17 protein-coding genes are annotated in these 17,465 nt (G+C 69.2%); 4 read left to right on the top strand and 13 right to left on the bottom strand.

Going from position 1 to position 17,465, the window contains the following annotated elements; genetic code table 11:
* Positions 1–232: 232 nt before the first annotated feature.
* A complete protein-coding gene (locus DMB37_RS25840) occupies positions 233–1,687 on the bottom strand; it encodes an NAD(P)H-hydrate dehydratase (RefSeq protein ID WP_135234882.1) in 1,455 nt (484 codons plus the stop codon).
* A 111-nt stretch (positions 1,688–1,798) separates the two neighbouring features.
* Here DMB37_RS25840 and DMB37_RS25835 point away from each other — a divergent pair, with 111 nt between their 5' ends.
* A complete protein-coding gene (locus tag DMB37_RS25835; RefSeq protein WP_240771658.1) occupies positions 1,799–2,230 on the top strand; it encodes a cupredoxin family copper-binding protein in 432 nt (143 codons plus the stop codon).
* 134 nt (positions 2,231–2,364) lie between these two features.
* On the opposite strand, the gene DMB37_RS25830 is transcribed toward DMB37_RS25835, so the two are convergent.
* Entirely contained in the window at positions 2,365–2,856 is a 492-nt protein-coding gene (locus tag DMB37_RS25830) for a MarR family winged helix-turn-helix transcriptional regulator (protein WP_107654246.1), read from the bottom strand.
* A 138-nt stretch (positions 2,857–2,994) separates the two neighbouring features.
* Here DMB37_RS25830 and DMB37_RS25825 point away from each other — a divergent pair, with 138 nt between their 5' ends.
* Positions 2,995–4,191 (top strand): MFS transporter, encoded by a 1,197-nt coding sequence (locus DMB37_RS25825; RefSeq protein WP_135234881.1) that lies wholly within the window; start codon positions 2,995–2,997, stop codon positions 4,189–4,191.
* Between the two features lie 208 nt (positions 4,192–4,399).
* On the opposite strand, the gene glmS is transcribed toward DMB37_RS25825, so the two are convergent.
* Positions 4,400–6,283 (bottom strand): glutamine--fructose-6-phosphate transaminase (isomerizing), encoded by a 1,884-nt coding sequence (glmS, locus tag DMB37_RS25820; RefSeq protein ID WP_135234880.1) that lies wholly within the window; start codon positions 6,281–6,283, stop codon positions 4,400–4,402.
* 36 nt (positions 6,284–6,319) lie between these two features.
* Between glmS and DMB37_RS25815 the strand changes: the two genes are divergently transcribed.
* Positions 6,320–7,177 carry a dienelactone hydrolase family protein gene (locus DMB37_RS25815; protein WP_135234879.1) on the top strand — a complete coding sequence of 286 codons (858 nt, stop codon included), beginning with the start codon at positions 6,320–6,322 and terminating at the stop codon, positions 7,175–7,177.
* Here DMB37_RS25815 and DMB37_RS25810 read toward each other — a convergent pair.
* The 6 genes from DMB37_RS25810 to DMB37_RS25785 form a co-directional block, all read right to left on the bottom strand.
* Positions 7,174–7,383: a hypothetical protein gene (locus DMB37_RS25810; RefSeq protein ID WP_135234878.1), complete on the bottom strand. Its 210-nt coding sequence runs from the start codon at positions 7,381–7,383 to the stop codon at positions 7,174–7,176. The two genes, DMB37_RS25815 and DMB37_RS25810, sit on opposite strands and share 4 nt — an antisense overlap.
* A 135-nt stretch (positions 7,384–7,518) precedes the next feature.
* Positions 7,519–7,866: a hypothetical protein gene (locus DMB37_RS25805; RefSeq protein ID WP_135234877.1), complete on the bottom strand. Its 348-nt coding sequence runs from the start codon at positions 7,864–7,866 to the stop codon at positions 7,519–7,521.
* A 161-nt stretch (positions 7,867–8,027) separates the two neighbouring features.
* Positions 8,028–9,935 carry a hypothetical protein gene (locus tag DMB37_RS41435; RefSeq protein ID WP_135234876.1) on the bottom strand — a complete coding sequence of 636 codons (1,908 nt, stop codon included), beginning with the start codon at positions 9,933–9,935 and terminating at the stop codon, positions 8,028–8,030.
* Positions 9,936–9,974: 39 nt separating this feature from the next.
* Positions 9,975–10,307, bottom strand: coding sequence for a hypothetical protein (locus DMB37_RS25795; protein ID WP_135234875.1), 333 nt, complete (start codon positions 10,305–10,307; stop codon positions 9,975–9,977).
* 106 nt (positions 10,308–10,413) lie between these two features.
* Positions 10,414–10,722, bottom strand: a complete 309-nt coding sequence (locus tag DMB37_RS25790) for a DUF6802 family protein (protein WP_135234874.1) — start codon at positions 10,720–10,722, stop codon at positions 10,414–10,416.
* A 105-nt stretch (positions 10,723–10,827) separates the two neighbouring features.
* Positions 10,828–11,019: a PspC domain-containing protein gene (locus DMB37_RS25785; RefSeq protein ID WP_107654236.1), complete on the bottom strand. Its 192-nt coding sequence runs from the start codon at positions 11,017–11,019 to the stop codon at positions 10,828–10,830.
* Positions 11,020–11,199: 180 nt separating this feature from the next.
* Here DMB37_RS25785 and DMB37_RS25780 point away from each other — a divergent pair, with 180 nt between their 5' ends.
* Positions 11,200–12,855: an ABC-F family ATP-binding cassette domain-containing protein gene (locus DMB37_RS25780; RefSeq protein ID WP_135234873.1), complete on the top strand. Its 1,656-nt coding sequence runs from the start codon at positions 11,200–11,202 to the stop codon at positions 12,853–12,855.
* Positions 12,856–12,895: 40 nt separating this feature from the next.
* Here DMB37_RS25780 and glmM read toward each other — a convergent pair whose 3' ends face one another.
* The 4 genes from glmM to DMB37_RS41430 form a co-directional block, all read right to left on the bottom strand.
* Positions 12,896–14,272: a phosphoglucosamine mutase gene (glmM, locus tag DMB37_RS25775; protein WP_135234872.1), complete on the bottom strand. Its 1,377-nt coding sequence runs from the start codon at positions 14,270–14,272 to the stop codon at positions 12,896–12,898.
* Between the two features lie 281 nt (positions 14,273–14,553).
* Positions 14,554–15,069 carry a 30S ribosomal protein S9 gene (rpsI, locus tag DMB37_RS25770; RefSeq protein WP_107654233.1) on the bottom strand — a complete coding sequence of 172 codons (516 nt, stop codon included), beginning with the start codon at positions 15,067–15,069 and terminating at the stop codon, positions 14,554–14,556.
* The gene (gene rplM / locus DMB37_RS25765; protein WP_135234871.1) at positions 15,066–15,509 is read right to left on the bottom strand and encodes a 50S ribosomal protein L13; all 444 of its coding nucleotides are present in this window, start codon (positions 15,507–15,509) and stop codon (positions 15,066–15,068) included. Before rplM ends, rpsI begins: the two co-directional genes overlap by 4 nt.
* Before the next feature lie 158 nt (positions 15,510–15,667).
* Positions 15,668–17,449, bottom strand: a complete 1,782-nt coding sequence (locus DMB37_RS41430) for a hypothetical protein (RefSeq protein ID WP_240771657.1) — start codon at positions 17,447–17,449, stop codon at positions 15,668–15,670.
* Positions 17,450–17,465 lie beyond the last annotated feature (16 nt).

Here is a 17,465-nt window from a genome sequence, read left to right as displayed (position 1 = left end):
CCTCTCTGTTCCGCCTCCCCGGGTATTCAGGCCGGACTCAGGTGCCACGATCGTGACGCCGGCGGCCGGCGGTGAGATGGTGGGTGAGGTCAGCCCGTACCCGACGAGTTACCCATGTGCTTTCGATATCAGTTGTCCCGTGGTGTTCTGTGGAGTCTATTCGCGTGGCCATGGCCGGTTGTGGTGAGTGGTCGCGGCCGTGTCCTGTGGCACAGACGGGCGCGCTGGACTATTACCCGGTGAGATCGGGTCGGGCGAGGGCGCGCAGGGTGCGGATGGCAGGGCGAAGGTGGTGCAGTAGCGGGGTCGCCGAGATCGGGGCGGCCTCGGGGTGGCCTTCGTGCGCGGCGAGGTTGGCGGCGAGGGAGTGGGCCCGGGCGGCGGCCACGGCGGCCCAGGCCGGGGTGTGGCCCGCGGCGAGCAAGGCGCCGATGATGCCGGAGAGGACGTCGCCCGCGCCCGCGGTGGCGGCCCAGGACGCGCCTGCCTCGTTGACGAGGACGGGGGCGCCAGGGGCGGCGACGAGGGTGGCTCGGCCCTTCAGCAGGACGGTGAGCCGCCAGTCCTCGGCGAGTGCGCGCGCCGCGGCCACTCGGTCCGCGCCGATCTCCGCGCCGGTCAGTCGGGCGAATTCGCCTGCGTGCGGGGTCAATACGGTCGGCGCCGAGCGGCCACGCACCAGCTCGGGTTCGGCCGCCAGCATGGTGAGGCCGTCGGCGTCCACCACGACGGGCAGGTCGGTGGCGAGGATTTCGGTGAGCCGTTTGCGGGCGTCGGCATCGGTACCGGCGCCCGGCCCGAACACCCATGCCTGCACTCGGCCGACCTCCGAGACATGCTGGGTGGCAATGACTTCCGGGAACTCGGCGAGCACGTCCGCGCTGCCGGTTCCGGCATAGCGGACCATGCCCGAGGTCGCCAGCACCGCGGCACCGGTGCACAACACCGCGGCACCCGGGTAGTCGGCACTGCCCGCGCAGACGCCGGTGACGCCCTGGGTGTACTTGTCGTCGTGCTCGTCCGGCACCGGCCAGCTCGCGCCGATCGACGCGGGCTCCAGCGCAGCCAGCTTCGGCTCCGGCAGCTGTAAACCGATGGGCACCAGTTCGATTCGCCCGCAGTGCGGCGCGGCGAGCGCGTGCACCGGCTTGTACGCACCGAACGCGACGGTGACGGCGGCGCGGACAGCCGGGCCGGTGATCGCGCCGGTATCCGGATCCACCCCACTGGGCAAATCCGCGGCAACGATCGGGGCCGCCAGTGCGGCAACGAGTTCCGCGGCGGCCGGGCGCAACGCACCGCGACCGGAGATGCCGACGATGCCGTCGATCACCAAGTCGGGCGCGCCGACCTCCTCACGCACCCGCCCACCTGCCTTGCGCAGCGCCGCAAGGCCTTTCGCATGAGCGCGGGCCGGGTTCAGCAGCACCGCGGTCACCGCGACCCCGCGGCGGCGCAGCATCGATCCGGCCCACAGCGCGTCGCCGCCGTTGTCGCCGGAGCCGACGAGCAGGGTCACCGAGCGTCCGGCGACCCCGCCGGTGCGCGCCCGCAGCTCGCCCGCGACGACGGTGGCCAGGCCGTGGGCCGCGCGCTGCATGGGGACACCGTCCGGCACCCGGGTGAACAGCTCGGCCTCGGCCGCGCGCACTTCGTCGGCGGTGAAATAGCCCCGCTGCGTGGACATGGGCGATCCTCCACTGGGTTGTTCGGTACTGCTTGTCGATCACCGCGGGTGTGCCGAGGCGCCGAGAGCGCCGCGCAGGCCCGCAACTCCAGCAGACTACGCTTGGCCATCATGTCTATGGTCAAGCGCCGTGCCAGGTCAACGCAGGTAGTCACCGGATGCGCGCTGGTAGCGGCGCTACTGGCAGCCGGGTGCGGTGGCGGCGACACGGACTCCGCCGCGACCACCACGAAGCGGTCACCGCAGTCGACGACCTCGGCCACCACGCCGCCGGGCGATACGAAACCGGCCGCCGTCACGGTCGCGGTGGACGACATGAAATTCGCCCCCGCGGAGATCACCGTCAAGACCGGCGACACCGTCACCTGGCACTTCGCCGACAAGGCCCCGCACACCGTGCAAGGCATCGGCGACAAGGCCATGGGTCTCAACAGCCCCATCATCGACAAGGGCGACTGGAGCTACACCTTCACCGTCCCGGGCACCTACCGCTACCTCTGCTCGCTGCATCCCGAGATGCGCGGCAGCATCACCGTTCAATAGTCCACGCCTGCGCCAGGTTCCGCCCGACGCCTGACCGCGCGGCCAGGCGTCGAGCAGTCCACTCCGGCAGTTCCGAGACCGTTTCGGGGCACCTGGTTGCACCACGACGCTCAGCGTCGTGCCGCCCCGATGGGTCAGACGGGACGGTACTGACGAGTGCGCGGACTGCGCGCCGAGCTGGTGTTGAGGGCTTCGACGGCCGCCACCAGCGGTGCCAGCTCGGGGTCCGCGGCGGCTTGGCCGAGGGCACTCGCGAGCGCGGCGTCGTGCGTGGGCCTGGCCTGTTCCAGCAGCGTCAGACCCGGCGGGGTGACGTCGGTATAGATGCCGCGACGGTCGTCGGGGCACAGGTAGCGTTGCAGCAATCCGCGGTCCTCCAGCCGGGTGACCAGGCGGGTCGTCGCACTCTGACTCAGCACGACCGCCTCGGCGACCTGGTTCATCCGTAGGTGACCGCCCGGGCCGTCGTGCTGACGGCTGAGCACGACCAGCAGCGAGTACTCGCGGACGCTCAGATCGTGGCCTGCCTGTAGCGCCCGTTCGATGTGCGCCTCGATCCGATCATGCAGCAGCGAGAGTGCGTACCAGCCATCGGCCAGGCCGGTCAGGGCGGCATCCGCGGTCATTGCGTTCCTTCCGCGTAGGGATTGTCCCTCCAGGATAGATGACTATCGCAATAGCCCGCGCTTGCAATTATCACGCGCTTGCAATTATTGTTGACGCCCGTAAGGCTCAGGCGCAACTTATCGTGGAGGCTCCCGCTCATGCCGCTCGCACTCCTCGCCCTGACACTCGGGGCATTCGGAATCGGCACCACCGAATTCGTCGTCGTGGGATTGCTCCCCGACATCGCCGACACCTATGCGGTGTCCATCCCCACCGCCGGGATGCTGGTCACCGGGTACGCCCTCGGCGTCGTGGTCGGCGCGCCGCTGATGACCGGGCTCGGCACCCGGGTCTCTCGCAAGCGGATGCTGCTCGGCATGCTGCTGCTCCTGGTGGCCGGTAACGTATTGTCCGCCGTCGCACCGACTTTCGGACTGATGCTGACCGGACGCATCGTGGCCTCGCTGGCGCACGGGGCGTTCTTCGGCATCGGCGCGGTCGTCGCGGGCGCCGTGGTGCGGCCGGATCGGCGCGCCGGTGCGATCGCGATCATGTTCACCGGACTCACCGTCGCCACCATGGTCGGCGTGCCGGTCGGCACCCTGCTCGGCCAGCACTTCGGCTGGCGGCTCACCTTCCTGATCGTCGCGCTGGTCGGGCTGATCGGCCTGGTCGGCGTCGCGCTGCTGGTGCCCGAACAGCCCGCACCACAGGACGCCAGGCTGCGCACCGAACTCGCCGTCTTTCGCAACCCGCAGGTGCTGCTCGCGATGGCGATGACCGTGCTCGGCTTCGGTGGTGTCTTCGCCGCGATCACCTATCTCGCGCCGATGATGACCGAGGTCACCGGTTTCGCCGACAGCTCGGTCACCTGGCTGCTGGTGCTGTTCGGACTCGGGTTCTTCGCGGGCAACCTGATCGGCGGCAAGTTCGCCGACCGCCACTTGATGCCGATGCTCTACCTGTCCCTCGGCGGCCTGGCCGTGGTGCTCGCCCTGTTCACCCTCACCGCGCACAACAAGATCGCCGCCGCGGTCACCGTCGTGCTGATCGGCGCGCTCGGCTTCGCCACCGTCCCGCCGCTGCAGAAGCGCGTGCTCGATCAGGCCTCCGGCGCACCGACTTTGGCATCGGCGGTCAATATCGGCGCCTTCAATCTCGGCAATGCCATCGCCGCCTGGCTCGGCGGCCTGGTCATCGCGGCGGGTTTCGGCTACACCGCCCCCAACTGGGTCGGCGTCGCGCTGGTGCTCACCGCCCTGGCCCTGGCCGTCTGGTCCGGTGCCTTGGAGCGCCGGTCCACCGCCGAAACTGCTCCGGCTCCAGCAGAATCCCTGGCAGTCACCCACCCCTGACCCGCATGCCGAGGGTGCCGGGTGCCGGGTGCCGGGTGCCGCACCCGAACCCCGGGTGCCGCCGGGTTCGGTGTCGTGAGCGGCCCGGGACAGCAACATCACTCGCACCGTGCCGCAGGGGCTGCGCCACGTCAGAGGAAGGCGAATCCACCCCCGAACGCGAAACGCCCCGAACCACTGGATGGTTCGGGGCGTTTCGGTGAACGGACTATTCGACGGTGACGGACTTGGCCAGGTTGCGGGGCTTGTCCACGTCGTAGCCGCGCGCTTGGGCTACCTCGGCGGCGAAGATCTGCAACGGCACCGTCGAGAGCAACGGCTGGAACAGCGTCGGCGCCGAGGGGATCTCGATGAGATCGTCGGCGAACGGGCGGACCGTGTCGTCGCCCTCCTCGGCAATCACGATGGTGCGCGCGCCGCGAGCCTGGATCTCCCGAATATTGCTGAGCAGCTTGGAGTGCAGCACCGCGCGGCCCTTGGGCGAGGGCATCACCACGATCACCGGCAGCCCCTCCTCGATCAGCGCGATCGGGCCGTGCTTGAGCTCGCCCGCCGCGAAACCCTCGGCGTGCATGTACGCCAGCTCCTTGAGCTTGAGCGCACCCTCCAGCGCCACCGGGTACCCGACGTGGCGGCCGAGGAACAGCACCGTCGACACGTGCGCCAGCTCGCGCGCGATCGCCCGCACCTGCGGCGCGGTCTCCAGCACCCGGGCCACCAGCTTCGGCATCGCCTCGAGTTCGGCGAACTCGCGGGCCACCTCGTCCGGGTACTTGGTGCCGCGCGCCTGCGCCAAGGCCAGCCCGACCAGGTAATTCGCGGTCACCTGCGCCAGGAACGCCTTGGTCGAGGCGACGCCGATCTCCGGCCCGGCCCTGGTGTAGAGCACCGCGTCGGACTCGCGCGGAATCTGCGCGCCATTGGTATTGCAGATCGCGAGCACGCGCGCCTTCTGCTCCTTGGCGTGCCGCACCGCCTCTAGCGTGTCGGCCGTCTCGCCCGACTGCGAAACCGCCACCACCAGCGTCGACCGGTCCAAAACCGGGTCGCGGTAACGGAATTCGCTGGCCAGCTCCACCTCGACGGGCAGCCTGGTCCAATGCTCGATCGCGTACTTGGCCAGCAGTCCCGAGTGATACGCACTGCCGCAGGCGACCACGAAGACCTTGTCGAAGTCGCGCAGTTCCTGATCGGCGAGGCGCTGCTCGTCCAGCACGATCCGGCCGCCGCCATCCTGATCGTGGGTGAAATGCCCGATCAGAGTGTCCGCGACCGCGGCGGGCTGCTCCTCGATCTCCTTGAGCATGAAGTAGTCGTGGCCACCCTTCTCGGCGGCGGCCAGATCCCAGTCGATGGTGAACGGGCGGGTGCGCGCTGTCGCGTCGTCGCCCGCGAAGTCGGTGACCGTGTAGCTGTCCGCGGTGATCACCACGGCCTGGTCCTGCCCGAGCTCGACCGCCTCGCGGGTGTGCTCGATGAACGCCGTGACATCGGAGGCGATGAACATCTCGCCCCGGCCGACGCCGACCACCAGCGGTGTCGACCGGCGCGCCGCGAAGATCAGATCGGGGTGATCGGCATGGGTGAAGACCAGCGTGAACGCGCCTTCCAGCCGGCGAACCACCGCGAGCGCGCTGGCCGCGAAGTCGCCTGCCGTCGGCCCCTCGGCGTAGGCCCTGGCCACCAGGTGCACGGCGACCTCGGTGTCGGTGTCGCTGCGCAGCTCGACGCCGGCTTCCTCCAGCTCGCGGCGCAGCGGGGCGAAGTTCTCGATGATCCCGTTGTGCACCACGGCGACCTTGCCGCTGTCATCGCGGTGCGGGTGCGCATTGCGGTCGGTCGGCGCGCCGTGCGTCGCCCAACGCGTGTGCCCCATTCCGGTGGTGCCCGCGAAACTCGACACCCCGATTTCGGCGAGCTCGGCCTCCAGATTGGCCAGCTTGCCTGCCTTGCGTTCCACTGCCAACGCGCCCGCGCCGTCGACGATCGCCACACCCGCGGAGTCGTAGCCGCGATATTCCATGCGGCGCAACGCGTCAACGACTACGCCGAGCGCGTCCCGGTATCCGACGTACCCCACGATTCCGCACATGGCTCACCAGAGTACTTATCGGATAACGTTCTTGTCGTGTCGGCGTCTGTGAAATCGCTCCTGAGCACCCTGACCAGCCGCGGCCCCCATCGGGTGCTGCGCGGCAATCTGGCGATCGCCGGGCAGCCGGGGGTGGTGTTCACGCCCGAATCCGGGCTCAACCTGCCCGCCGTCGCGTTCGGGCACGGCTGGCTGACCGGCGCCGCCAACTACCGTGCGCTACTCGAGCATCTCGCGTCCTGGGGTTTCGTCGCCGCCGCGCCGGATACCGAGCGCGGCCCGATTCCGTCACACCTGGGCCTGGCGACCGATCTGCTCACCACCCTGGACATCTGCACCGGCGTGCGGCTCGGTGACGGCTCGATCAGCGTGCATCCCGACCGGCTCGCCCTGGTCGGGCACGGCATGGGCGCCGGGGCCGCCGTCATCGCCGCGACCCAGCGGGAGGTCGCCGCAGTCGCAGCACTGTTCCCCGCGCCGACCGCACCGTCCGCAGAGAACCTCGCACCCGACCTCGACACGCCCGCGCTGATTCTCGCCGGTGCCACCGATCTCGCCTCGGTCAGCTCCAACGCCATTCCGCTCGCCACCGCATGGGGCGGCCCGTCGGTGTTCCGCGCGATCGACGGCGCCTCGCACAACGGCATCATCGAGGGTCGTCGCGTGCTGGCCGCCGTCGGCGCGGGCAAGCACGAATCCAAGACCGCCCGCACCACCCGAGCCCTGCTCGCGGGTTACCTGCTCGCCACCGTCACCGGCGACAAGACCTACCGCCCCTTCGCCGACCCGGAGGCGGAGATCCCGCACACGGTGGTCGTCGATCCGGAAGCCGAGGACGAGACCAAGCCGCCGAAGTTGAAGGTCGGCCAGCTCGCCAGCTTGCTCCGCCGCTAGCGCAACTCCACGTCGTCCGCGCGGGCGGCTCGTCCGCGCGGGCGGCTCGGCGGCTCGGCGGCTCGGCGGCTCGGCGGCTCGGCGGCTCGGCGGCTCGGCGGCTCGGCGGCTCGGCGGCTCGGCGGCTCGGCGGCTCGGCGGCTCGGCGGCTCGGCGGCTCGGCGGCTCGGCGGCTCGGAGCAAGCTGCCGCAAGTTCGTTCCGCACACCACCTGGCAGTCGCCGGCGACTCGATTCACCGTGTCGACACTCGGATAGTGCAACACCGCGCGATCCGCTGGACGGCCGGAGGCGACAGGCCGCAGCGTCATCCCGCACACCACATGGCAGTTGGCTGGCGGGTTAGATCAGCCAGGTTTCGCGCTGGTAGAACGCGGCTTCTTCGTCTTCCTGGTCGACCGGGAGCACGTCGCGGTTGGCTTTGCGGGCGGCGATGGAGCGGGCGACGGCTTCGCGTTGTTCGCGGGCCTCAGTTTCCAGGCGTTCTTTTTCTTCGGCCTCGGCTCGCGCCTTCTCCAGCTCGGCGGAGTGCGCTGTCCAGAACTCGCGCAGGTCGGCGGTTGACTTATCGGTGAGTTCACGGCTGGTGTCCGCGGTCTTGCGGTTGATCTCGTCGAGTTCGTCCAGCAGCTGTGCCGAGCGGCGGCGGCATTCCTCGGCGACGCGCTCGATCTCCTCGGCATAACTCACGATGTCGATTCTCCCCGATCCGCAGGTGGACATCAGCTCGCGGCTCCGCACCGCCGCTCGACCGGACCACTATCCGAGCGCACCGGGCTGACCGAGCGCTCGCTCACTTCCTGACTCGACCGCACCTCAGGCCTCCGGCTCCGCACTGCGCGGTGGCGTGCTCACAGCGGACCCGCTTCGGCCAGGTCGCCCATCGGGCCTGCCTCGGCCAACTCCGCGCCGCTGTCGAAGGGCGCCTCCGCATTCTGTTCGCCCGGCATGCGTTTGGGCGTGTGCTCGCCGTCTTCCTCGCGCCGCATGGGCGGGGCACCGGGGCGACCGCCCGGTTGGCCGGTGTTCTCCTCAGCGGCGTTGGGCCGCTCGACCGACTTCTTCTGCTCCGGCGCGGCCGGGGCGGGGTCGGCGGCCGACGACTTGTCCGCGGGCGGCACGGAGGGGCTGGCGTCGCTGGGTGACTTACCCGCGGGCGGCACCGAGTCGGTGGGTGACGGCTGCTCTGTCGATGGCGCGGGCGGGCCGGGATCGGTGGGCGACGGTTTGTCCGCAGGCGAACCATCTTTCGGCTCGCTCATCTCGAGGACCGGCATGCCGTGCTCGTCGAGCCGCAGACTGAACTCCTGCGTCTTCCCGTCGGCTTCGGACATCATCAACGTCAACTGGCCGTCCGGCCCCATCTCGAACTTCAAATGCTTACCGGCAACATCGAACTCGGCGGCGGGCTTACCGTCCGGCTTCCCGTCGTGATCCCGGTCCGCCTGGCTCGGGTCGATGACGTCCTCGACCATCTGTACCGCGCCGTCGACGCCGTCCTTGATGATCCCGGTCAGTGAGCTGATCCCCGCCTCGACGAGGTTACCGATCCCGGATGCCAACGGCGACAGCTGATTCGCCACCTGGCTGAGCGCCGGTAGTCCCTCCAGCGACGAGGTGTTCGGCACCTGCACGGTCGGCGCAGTGGGTGTCGCCGGCACGCTTGGTGTCGCCGGAGTGACCGGGCTCGACGGCGAAGCCGGAGTCGACGGCGATTCAGGTGTCGCTGGCGTAGCAGGCGCACTCGGCACCGACGGCGAAGCGGGCGACGAAGGCGTGCTCGGCGTCGGCGAGGCAGGCGCACTCGGCGCGGGCGAGGCAGGTGTCGCCGGCGTGCCGGCCGGAACGGTCGGCACCGTGGGATTCCCGGGCTGGGTGGGCACTGCGGTGTCCTTCGGCGTGCCCGCACTCTTCGGCTGCTCCGGCATCCCCGCCGGACGCGGATAAGCCGTATCGGGAACCTGATTCAGCGCACCGATGAGCGGCTCATAGACGTTCTCGACCCCTTGATCGGTCAGGTCGCAGACATCGGTGAACTTGCGCACCTTCGCCGTGTAGTCAGGCTGGAACACCTTGTCGAGCCAGTCGCGACACCGCTGCTGGATCCGATCCCGATAGTCGGTGCCCGGAATCAACAGCACGATGTCTTGCGCGACGTTGCCCTCGGCGAGTTCCGGGAAGATCCGCCACAGCTTGCTGAGCAGACTTTTCTGGGTGATGTTGCTGAAGGAGATCGACGTGCCCGAGATGATGTCGTCGACGTCTTCCGGGGTCTTCCCGTCGATCTTCACCGCCTCGCCGTGCTCCAGAATGTGCGCCACGACATCGGCTTTGATCTTCACCGCGCTGCGCAAGGCGGCGATCGAACCGGCCAGTGCCCGCCAGGCCGCCCCGGCCGTCTTCCAGTCGGCGTCGGCCCGCCCGACCTGCTGATTCAGCATGTCGATCGCGGCATCGGCGGCCTGCCCCTGCCACAGCGACGGCAGCGCCTGCGCCGAAACGCGCTGGCTGTCCACTTGCACCCCGGCGTCCTGCAGCACCTCCTGCAGCCTGGCCGAGGCGTTGTACAGCTTGTCCTCGTTCAGCCCGTTCTGCTCGTAGAAGCGCTGGTGCAGCTGCGCATAGCTCGCGAGGTCGGCGGGCGACTCACCGAAGGCGCGACGGTAGCGCGGCTCGAAATGCTCGAAGTACAACAGACTTCGGGAGCCGATGTCGAGGTACTCCTTGATCGGCGCGTGTGCGGGCACGGTGAAAACCACGGCTACTCCCCTGCCGTCGCGGTGTCGGCGTCCCGGCGCTCAGGGCTGGATGTCACGGCCGGCCTTCGCGATGTCACCGGCGGTCTCCTGCACGGTGTCGGAGTACCGGACGACCGAGGCGCCGAGTGCGTCCGCCGTGGTGATCGTCGCTTCGGCCCAGTTCTGCATCCAGTGCGCGATCCGATCGAAGCCCTGCTGGATCTGCTTGCCGTGCTCGGCGTAGTGCGCGCCTGCGTCGCCGGGTCCGAACGCGTTGTCGGTCACGTCTTTCGATCGCTGCGCCACGACCTGCCCGGATATTCGTAAATCGGCGGCGAGCCGTCCCAACTCCCCCGTCTGGACCCCGACCATGCCGCTCGGATCGCCGGTCATCTACGCCCCTCCGTGTTCGCCGAGTGCCGCCATACTTCCTTCGACGCGCGCACCCGGCGTTCGGTTCCATCGAATCCGCGGCGTCGCGACGACCCCGCCGACGGAACTACCTGCCGATCTTCCCGTGGTCGGTCCGCACCCACTCCGACGACCCGTCCGGATGCCGGTGGAATTCCCAGGCGGCGTAGTCGCCGTCCTTCTCCACGACGGTGACATGGTCCGCGAGACCGTCGTGGTCGTAGTCGGTCCACACCTGCATGGCGTCGGCACCGTTGGTGGTGATGGTGTCGAGGGTGCCGTCACCGTCGATGTCCTGGGTGGGGTGGTGCAGTTCGATCGCGCCGAGACCATCCAGCGACGAGGATGCGTCGATGCCGGGCAGTTCCAGACCCGGCAATTCACCCGAGGTGATCATTACTCCTCCTCAGCAGGACTCGTGATGCTGTTCATCCGGTCACCCGACAACAGCGCTATCGCTCCATCCTGACATCCATGGGAGCTCGACGCAGCCCCCTGTGCCTCACTTCTTCGGCATCAGCAGCCACAGCACCAGGTACAGGATGAACTGCGGGCCGGGCAGCAGGCACGAAACCACGAAAAGCAGGCGCACGACATTGGCATTCCAGCCGAGGTACTCGGCGATGCCGCCACAGACTCCGGCGATCCACTTGTCGTGGCTGGAGCGGGCGAAACGGCGGGCAGGTGCGGTCATGATCTTCCCTCTCTGGTGGTGATCTCTTCGAACTCCACTCTGCCCAGCCGCACGTCGTCGCGCATCGCTCCGTGGACCGATACCTACCCTGATTTCCCAGTACCCCAGTTCAGGGTGTGACCCCGAGCTAAGTCCGACCAGGTGCATGGCAGGCAGCCTTGACACGGCAGACTTGAGAAAGTGAGTACCACTCTGCATGCGCGCGGCCTCTCCGCAGGCCACGGCGAACGCACCCTGTTCGACGACCTCGATCTCACCCTGGCACCGGGTGACGTGATCGGCCTGGTCGGCGCGAACGGCGCGGGCAAGTCCACGCTGCTGCGCATGCTCGCGGACCGGCACACCCCGACCGGCAGCATCACGCTGAGCCCACCCGACGCCACCGTCGGCTATCTGGCGCAGGAACCCGAGCGGGTGCCCGGCGAGACGGTTCTCCAATTCCTGGGTCGCCGAACCGGTGTCGCCGAAGCCCAGCGCACCATGGACGCGGCCGCCGAACGCATCGCCGACGGCGGCGAAGACGAGTATTCGCCTGCACTCGAGCGCTGGCTAGCCCTCGGCGGCGCGGATCTGGACCAGCGCGCCGCGGAGATCGCCGCCGATCTCGGCCTGATCGCCAGCCTGCCCAGCGGCCTCGACACCCCGATGACCGGCCTGTCCGGCGGCCAGGCCGCACGCGCGGGTCTGGCCTCGGTGTTGTTGTCGCGCTTCGACATTCTGCTGCTGGACGAGCCGACGAACGATCTCGATCTGGACGGCCTGGCCCGGCTGGAGCAGTTCGTCACCGGTGTCCGGGTGCCGCTGGTGGTGATCAGTCACGATCGAGAGTTCCTGGCGCGGACGGTGAATCGCATCGTCGAGCTGGATCTGGCCCAGCAACAGGTAGGCCTCTACGACGGCGGCTACGAGGCGTACCTGATGGAACGCGAGATCGCCCGCCAGCACGCGCGCGAGGCCTACGAGGAGTTCGCCGACACCAAGGCGGGCCTGGAGGCGCGGGCCCAGATGCAGCGCAACTGGCTCGAACACGGTGTGCGCAACGCCCGCCGCAAGGTGCGCGACCCGAAGAAGGTCGACTCGGACAAGGCGGGCCGCAAGATGCGCGCCGAGTCCACCGAGAAGCAGGCCGCCAAGGCCAGGCAGACGCAACGGCGCATCGAACGCCTGGACGTGGTCGAGGAACCACGCAAGGAGTGGGAGCTGCGGATGACCATCGGCGCCGCGCCCCGCAGCGGCTCGGTGGTGGCCACCCTGTCCGACGCGACGCTCACCCTGGGCGATTTCACCCTCGGCCCGATCAGCATCCAGGTCGACTGGGCCGACCGGATCGTGTTGACCGGCGCGAACGGGTCCGGCAAATCCACCCTGCTCGCGCTGCTGCTCGGAAAGATTCAGCCGGACAACGGAACTGCCTCGCTCGGGTCCGGCGTGCAGATCGGCGAGGTCGATCAGGCCCGCGGCTTGTTCCGCGGAACCACCTCGCTGGCCGACACTTTCGGCGCGCAGATGCCCGACTGGCCGGACGCGGAAATCCGCACCTTGCTCGCCAAGTTCGGCCTGCGCGGCTCACATGCGTTGCGCGCCTGCGAAACCCTGTCCCCCGGCGAACGCACCCGCGCAGCCCTCGCGCTGCTGCAGGCTCGCGGTGTGAACCTGCTCGTCCTGGACGAACCGACCAACCATCTGGACCTGCCCGCGATCGAACAACTCGAGCAGGCCGTCGAATCCTTCACCGGCACACTGCTGCTGGTCACCCATGACCGGCGGATGCTGGACACCGTCCAGTCCACCCGTCGCTGGCACATGGACTTCGGCAAGCTCACCGAAACCACCTGACCGGCGGCGCATCACTCGATGTGCCGCCGACCGGCGTGGCTCAGACCGAGGCGACGCGCTTGGCGAGATCGTCGGCGAGTTGCCTGGCCTGCGCGGGATCGGTGGCCTCAACCATCACCCGGACCAGCTGCTCGGTTCCACTGGGACGCAGCAGGACTCGGCCGGAATCACCGAGGATGCGCTCGGCTTCCTGTACCGCGTCGCGGATTTCGGGCGCCGCCGCGACCACGGCTTTGTCGCTGACCGGCACGTTCACCAATACCTGTGGCACCGTCTGCAATACGGTGGCCAGCTCGGCGAGGCTGCGCCGGGTACGCGCCATCCGGGCCATCAGCTTGAGGCCGGTGAGCACGCCGTCGCCGGTGGTGCCGAACTTCGGGAAGATCACGTGCCCGGACTGTTCCCCGCCCAGCGTGAACCCGCCGCGACGCAGTTCCTCCAGCACGTAGCGGTCGCCAACAGCGGTGGTGAGCAAGGTGATTCCGGCCTCGCGCATCGCGATGTGCAGGCCGAGGTTGCTCATCACGGTGCCGACCAGGGTGTTCTTCGCCAGCTCGCCGGCCTCGTGCATGTCGAGGGCGAGGATCGCCAGGATGACGTCACCGTCGACGACATTGCCGTCGGCATCGGCCGCGAGGCACCGGTCGGCGTCACCGTCGAGGGCCAAGCCCAGATCGGCGCCGTGCTCACGCACGGCCTGCCGCACCGTGTCCAAATGCGTTGAGCCGCAACCATCGTTGATGTTGAGGCCGTCCGGCTCGGCGTTGATCGCGATCACCGTCGCGCCCGCCTCACGGAAGGCGGCGGGCCCGACCTCGGCGGCCGCGCCGTGCGCGCAGTCGACCACCACGGTCAGCCCGGACAGATCCTGCGCGGTCGCCTCGACCAGGTGCTCGACGTACCGCTCGTGCGTGCTCGCGACGCTGTACTGCTCCGGAATGGCCAGGCCGTGGTCGCGCGCGCCGGACGCGTTGACCACGCGCCCGATGCCGCGCCCGGTCGGCCGCAGCGGGGTGTCCTCGGCGAGCAGCGCCTCGATGCGGTCCTCGATGGCGTCGTCGAGCTTGTGCCCGCCCGCGGCGAAGATCTTGATGCCGTTGTCCGGCATGGGATTGTGCGAGGCGGAGATCATCACGCCGAAGCACGCGTCGTAGAGGCCGGTGAGGTAGGCGACGGCGGGCGTCGGCAGCACGCCGACCTGCAGCACGTTCACCCCGGCGGCAGTGAGCCCCGCGGTCACCGCGGCCTCGAGCATCTCACCGCTGGCGCGCGGGTCGCGGCCGACCACCGCGAGGGGACGCTTCTTGCCACTGCTCAAAATCTGGGCGGCCGCACCCGAAACGCGCAGCGCCAGTTCCGGACTCAACGACTCGTTGGCCAACCCACGGATTCCGTCGGTGCCGAACAAACGTCCCATACCTCAGCCCCTCATCGGTGGATCCGCGGCGTGCCCGAAGGCCACAGCCTGTTGCCACGAAGGGCCCCGAGAACGCCGCGGGTTGATCTGCGACGTCCGCGTCAGGCCCGGAGGAGGCAGCCTGTGTAACCACGTAGGGCCCGTGGGCGCCGCAAATTCTATACAGCACGAGAGCAGGCGACCAGCCGTGCTGGGCGCCTGCTCTCGTACAGCTTGCCCGCCGACCACACCGCCCCCGGCACCTCCAGGGTGCCGGATGACGGTAGTCGACGAGGCCGAAATCAGCGCTTCGAGTACTGCGGCGCCTTACGCGCCTTCTTCAGACCGTACTTCTTACGCTCGACGGCACGGGGGTCACGCGTCAGGAAGCCGGCCCGCTTCAGCGCGGGGCGGTCGTCCGGGGTGACCTCGATCAGCGCGCGGGCGATGGCCAGACGCAGGGCGCCTGCCTGTCCCGACGGGCCGCCGCCGTGCAGCAGGGCGACGATGTCGAAGTTCTCGGCCCGCTCGACGGTCACCAGCGGCGACTTGACCAGCTGCTGGTGCACCTTGTTCGGGAAGTAATCCTCGATGGTGCGGCCGTTGAGCACGAAGTTGCCGGAGCCCGGCACCATGCGCACGCGGACGACGGCTTCCTTACGGCGGCCGACGGTCTGCACCGGGCGGTCGATCACGACCGGGGCGAAGGTCTCCGCAGCGACCTCGGCCTCTTCGTAGCCTTCGCCGTCCTCGACAACCTCAACGGCGTCGAAGTCCTCGACAACGGCTTCCTCGTTGAACTCCTCAGGAGCGGTCACTGGGCCACCTGCTTGATCTCGAACGGAATGGGCTGCTGAGCGGCGTGCGGGTGGTTCGGGCCTGCGTAGACCTTCAGCTTGCCCGCGATCGCGTTGCCGAGCTTGTTCTTCGGGATCATGCCCTTGACGGCCTTCTCCACGAGCCGATCCGGACGGCTCTCCAACACCTGACCGACAGTGCGCGACTTGAGGCCGCCCGGGTGCCCGCTGTGGTGGTGGATCAGCTTGTCCGCCTTCTTGTTGCCGCTGATGGCAACCTTCTCGGCGTTGATGATGATGACGAAATCGCCACCGTCGAAGTTGGGTGCGTAGGTCGGCTTCGTCTTGCCACGCAGCAGATTCGCTGCCTGCACGGCGAGACGGCCGAGCACTACGTCAGTGGCGTCGATGACGTACCACTGACGGGTCACGTCACCCGCCTTGGGGCTGTACGTAGGCACAGTGCTTCCCTGTCTGTAGTCGGTGTTGCCGGCCAGGCATGTGGTCGAAGCTCCCGGCGGCCGGTGGAGACCCGGGTTTCGATTGCACAGCCGGTTGCCCGGCCATCCATACGCCAACGAGCCACAATACCAGCCCGGATCGGACGGTCTAAATCGCGTCAGATCTGGATCGGCGGACCGGGATCGATGGCCCGCCGCGGCCCGGGCAGCAGGTAGCGCAACGTGTCGATGCCCGGCTGCTCGCAGTCCTGATCAACAACACCCCGATCGTTGCGCCGACCACCCGCCGCATGCCCGCGGGCGGACGAGATGCCCGGCCGGACCTCGTTGGTCACGTAGGGCGTCAGCGGACAGGCGATCGGGTCGGCCGCGGCGAGTGGTCCCGGTGCCGCCGTCAGGGTCACCTCGGCGGCGGTCAGCTCGACGCGATCACCGCCGCCCGGCAGCGCGACCACGGCCAGCGCCACCGCGCCGACCACCGTGTGCGCCCCGAACAGGTTGTCCTTCATCTTGTTCCAGAGCTTGCCTTTGCGGGGCCGGTCCTCGTCGTCGTCGGATTCGGGTTCCTGCCACGGCTTGGGCCGCTCCGGCGCGGCATCGGACTGCGGCGCCTGATACGAGCGCTGGCCGGGCGGCGGCCCGCCCTGGCTACCCGGATCGGCGGGCGGCCGAGCCGGCTGGTTCTCGGGGTACTGCCCCGGCGGCCGGGTGAAGCGGCCGCCCAGCTCGGCGAGATTCGGCGGAAGTCCACGCGGCACCTCGTCGCGGCTGATCCGCGTAGTCGGATCCTCGCCGGTCGTCGGGTAGCCGGGCCCGTACTGCACCGGCGGCACCGTCCGCGACGACGGATCCATGTGGGGTTGCGGCAGGTCCGTTCGGCGCTGCGACGACTCCGCTTGGCGCTGTGCCGACTCGGCCTGCCGATGCGCGGCACCGGCCTGGCGCTGTCCGGGCGCGGCCTGCTGCGGCGCGGACTCGGCCCGGTAGTGCCCGGCCGGATCGCGGAACTGCGGGCCGGGATCCTGGAATTGTGTGGGGTCCACCCGAGGCTGCGCGGGCTCGGCGTGCCTGCCCACCGGCTCCGGCTCTGCCGATTCGGTATCGGTCACCAACAGGTGGGCCGCGCCCAGCACCAGTGCGTGCATCGGATGATCGGCGACCTGCAGCCGATGGCCGAGATGATTCTGGAAGGCCAACCGCAGCGCGTCGTTGAAACACACGTTGCCCGACAGCAGCACCGTCGAGGTGTCCGCGCCGATCGAGCGGGCCGCGGCCATCACCTCGATCACCACGTTGTCCGCGGACCTGGCGTCGCGCATGGACTCCACGGTCACCGGCACGTCGACCGACTCGGTCGGCTGTTCGTCGTCGCCGTGCACCGCGACCACCAGCATCGTCCGGCCGTCGGAGTACACACCAGTCGCGCCGATGCCGTGCGGCCTGGCCTGATCCGGCGGGTGCACCAGCCCGAGCGCGCGCACGTACCCCGACAGCGCGATGCTCTCCGGCAGCGGCTCGACGGTCACGTCGAGCTGCTCCACCAGCGCGGCGTACACCTCGACCTTCTCGTCCGGCCAGCCGTCCGGGTACGGCAGCGCCACCAGGTCCGGCTTGCCACGCAAGTGCTTGCCGATGGCGGCGAGCGGGTTGTACATCCTGGCCCGGAACACCAGCTCCGCGGGCCAGGTCGCGCCGGCCACCACGATCTGCGGGTGGCCGAGGATGTCGCGCACGTCGGCGATGGCCATGCCGAGGTCCGGGCGCTGCCGGTCCACGCCGGCGGTGTGCAACCGTCCCGACGAATCCGCCAGCAGATATGCCGGCGGTGTCCACATGCCCTCCACCTGAACCGGGCGGATCGGTGTGCCACCGCCACCCGCGGCCACGGACACCACATCCCAGCCGAGATGTACCGCCCCTACTCGCACCGTCACAGGCATAAGTGTGCCTGGTGTG

This window comes from Nocardia sp. CS682, from assembly GCF_004634405.1.
Classification (GTDB): Bacteria; Actinomycetota; Actinomycetes; order Mycobacteriales; family Mycobacteriaceae; genus Nocardia; species Nocardia ninae.
Note: the sequence above shows the minus strand (reverse complement) of the source record. Positions and strands in the feature narration are given on the sequence as shown.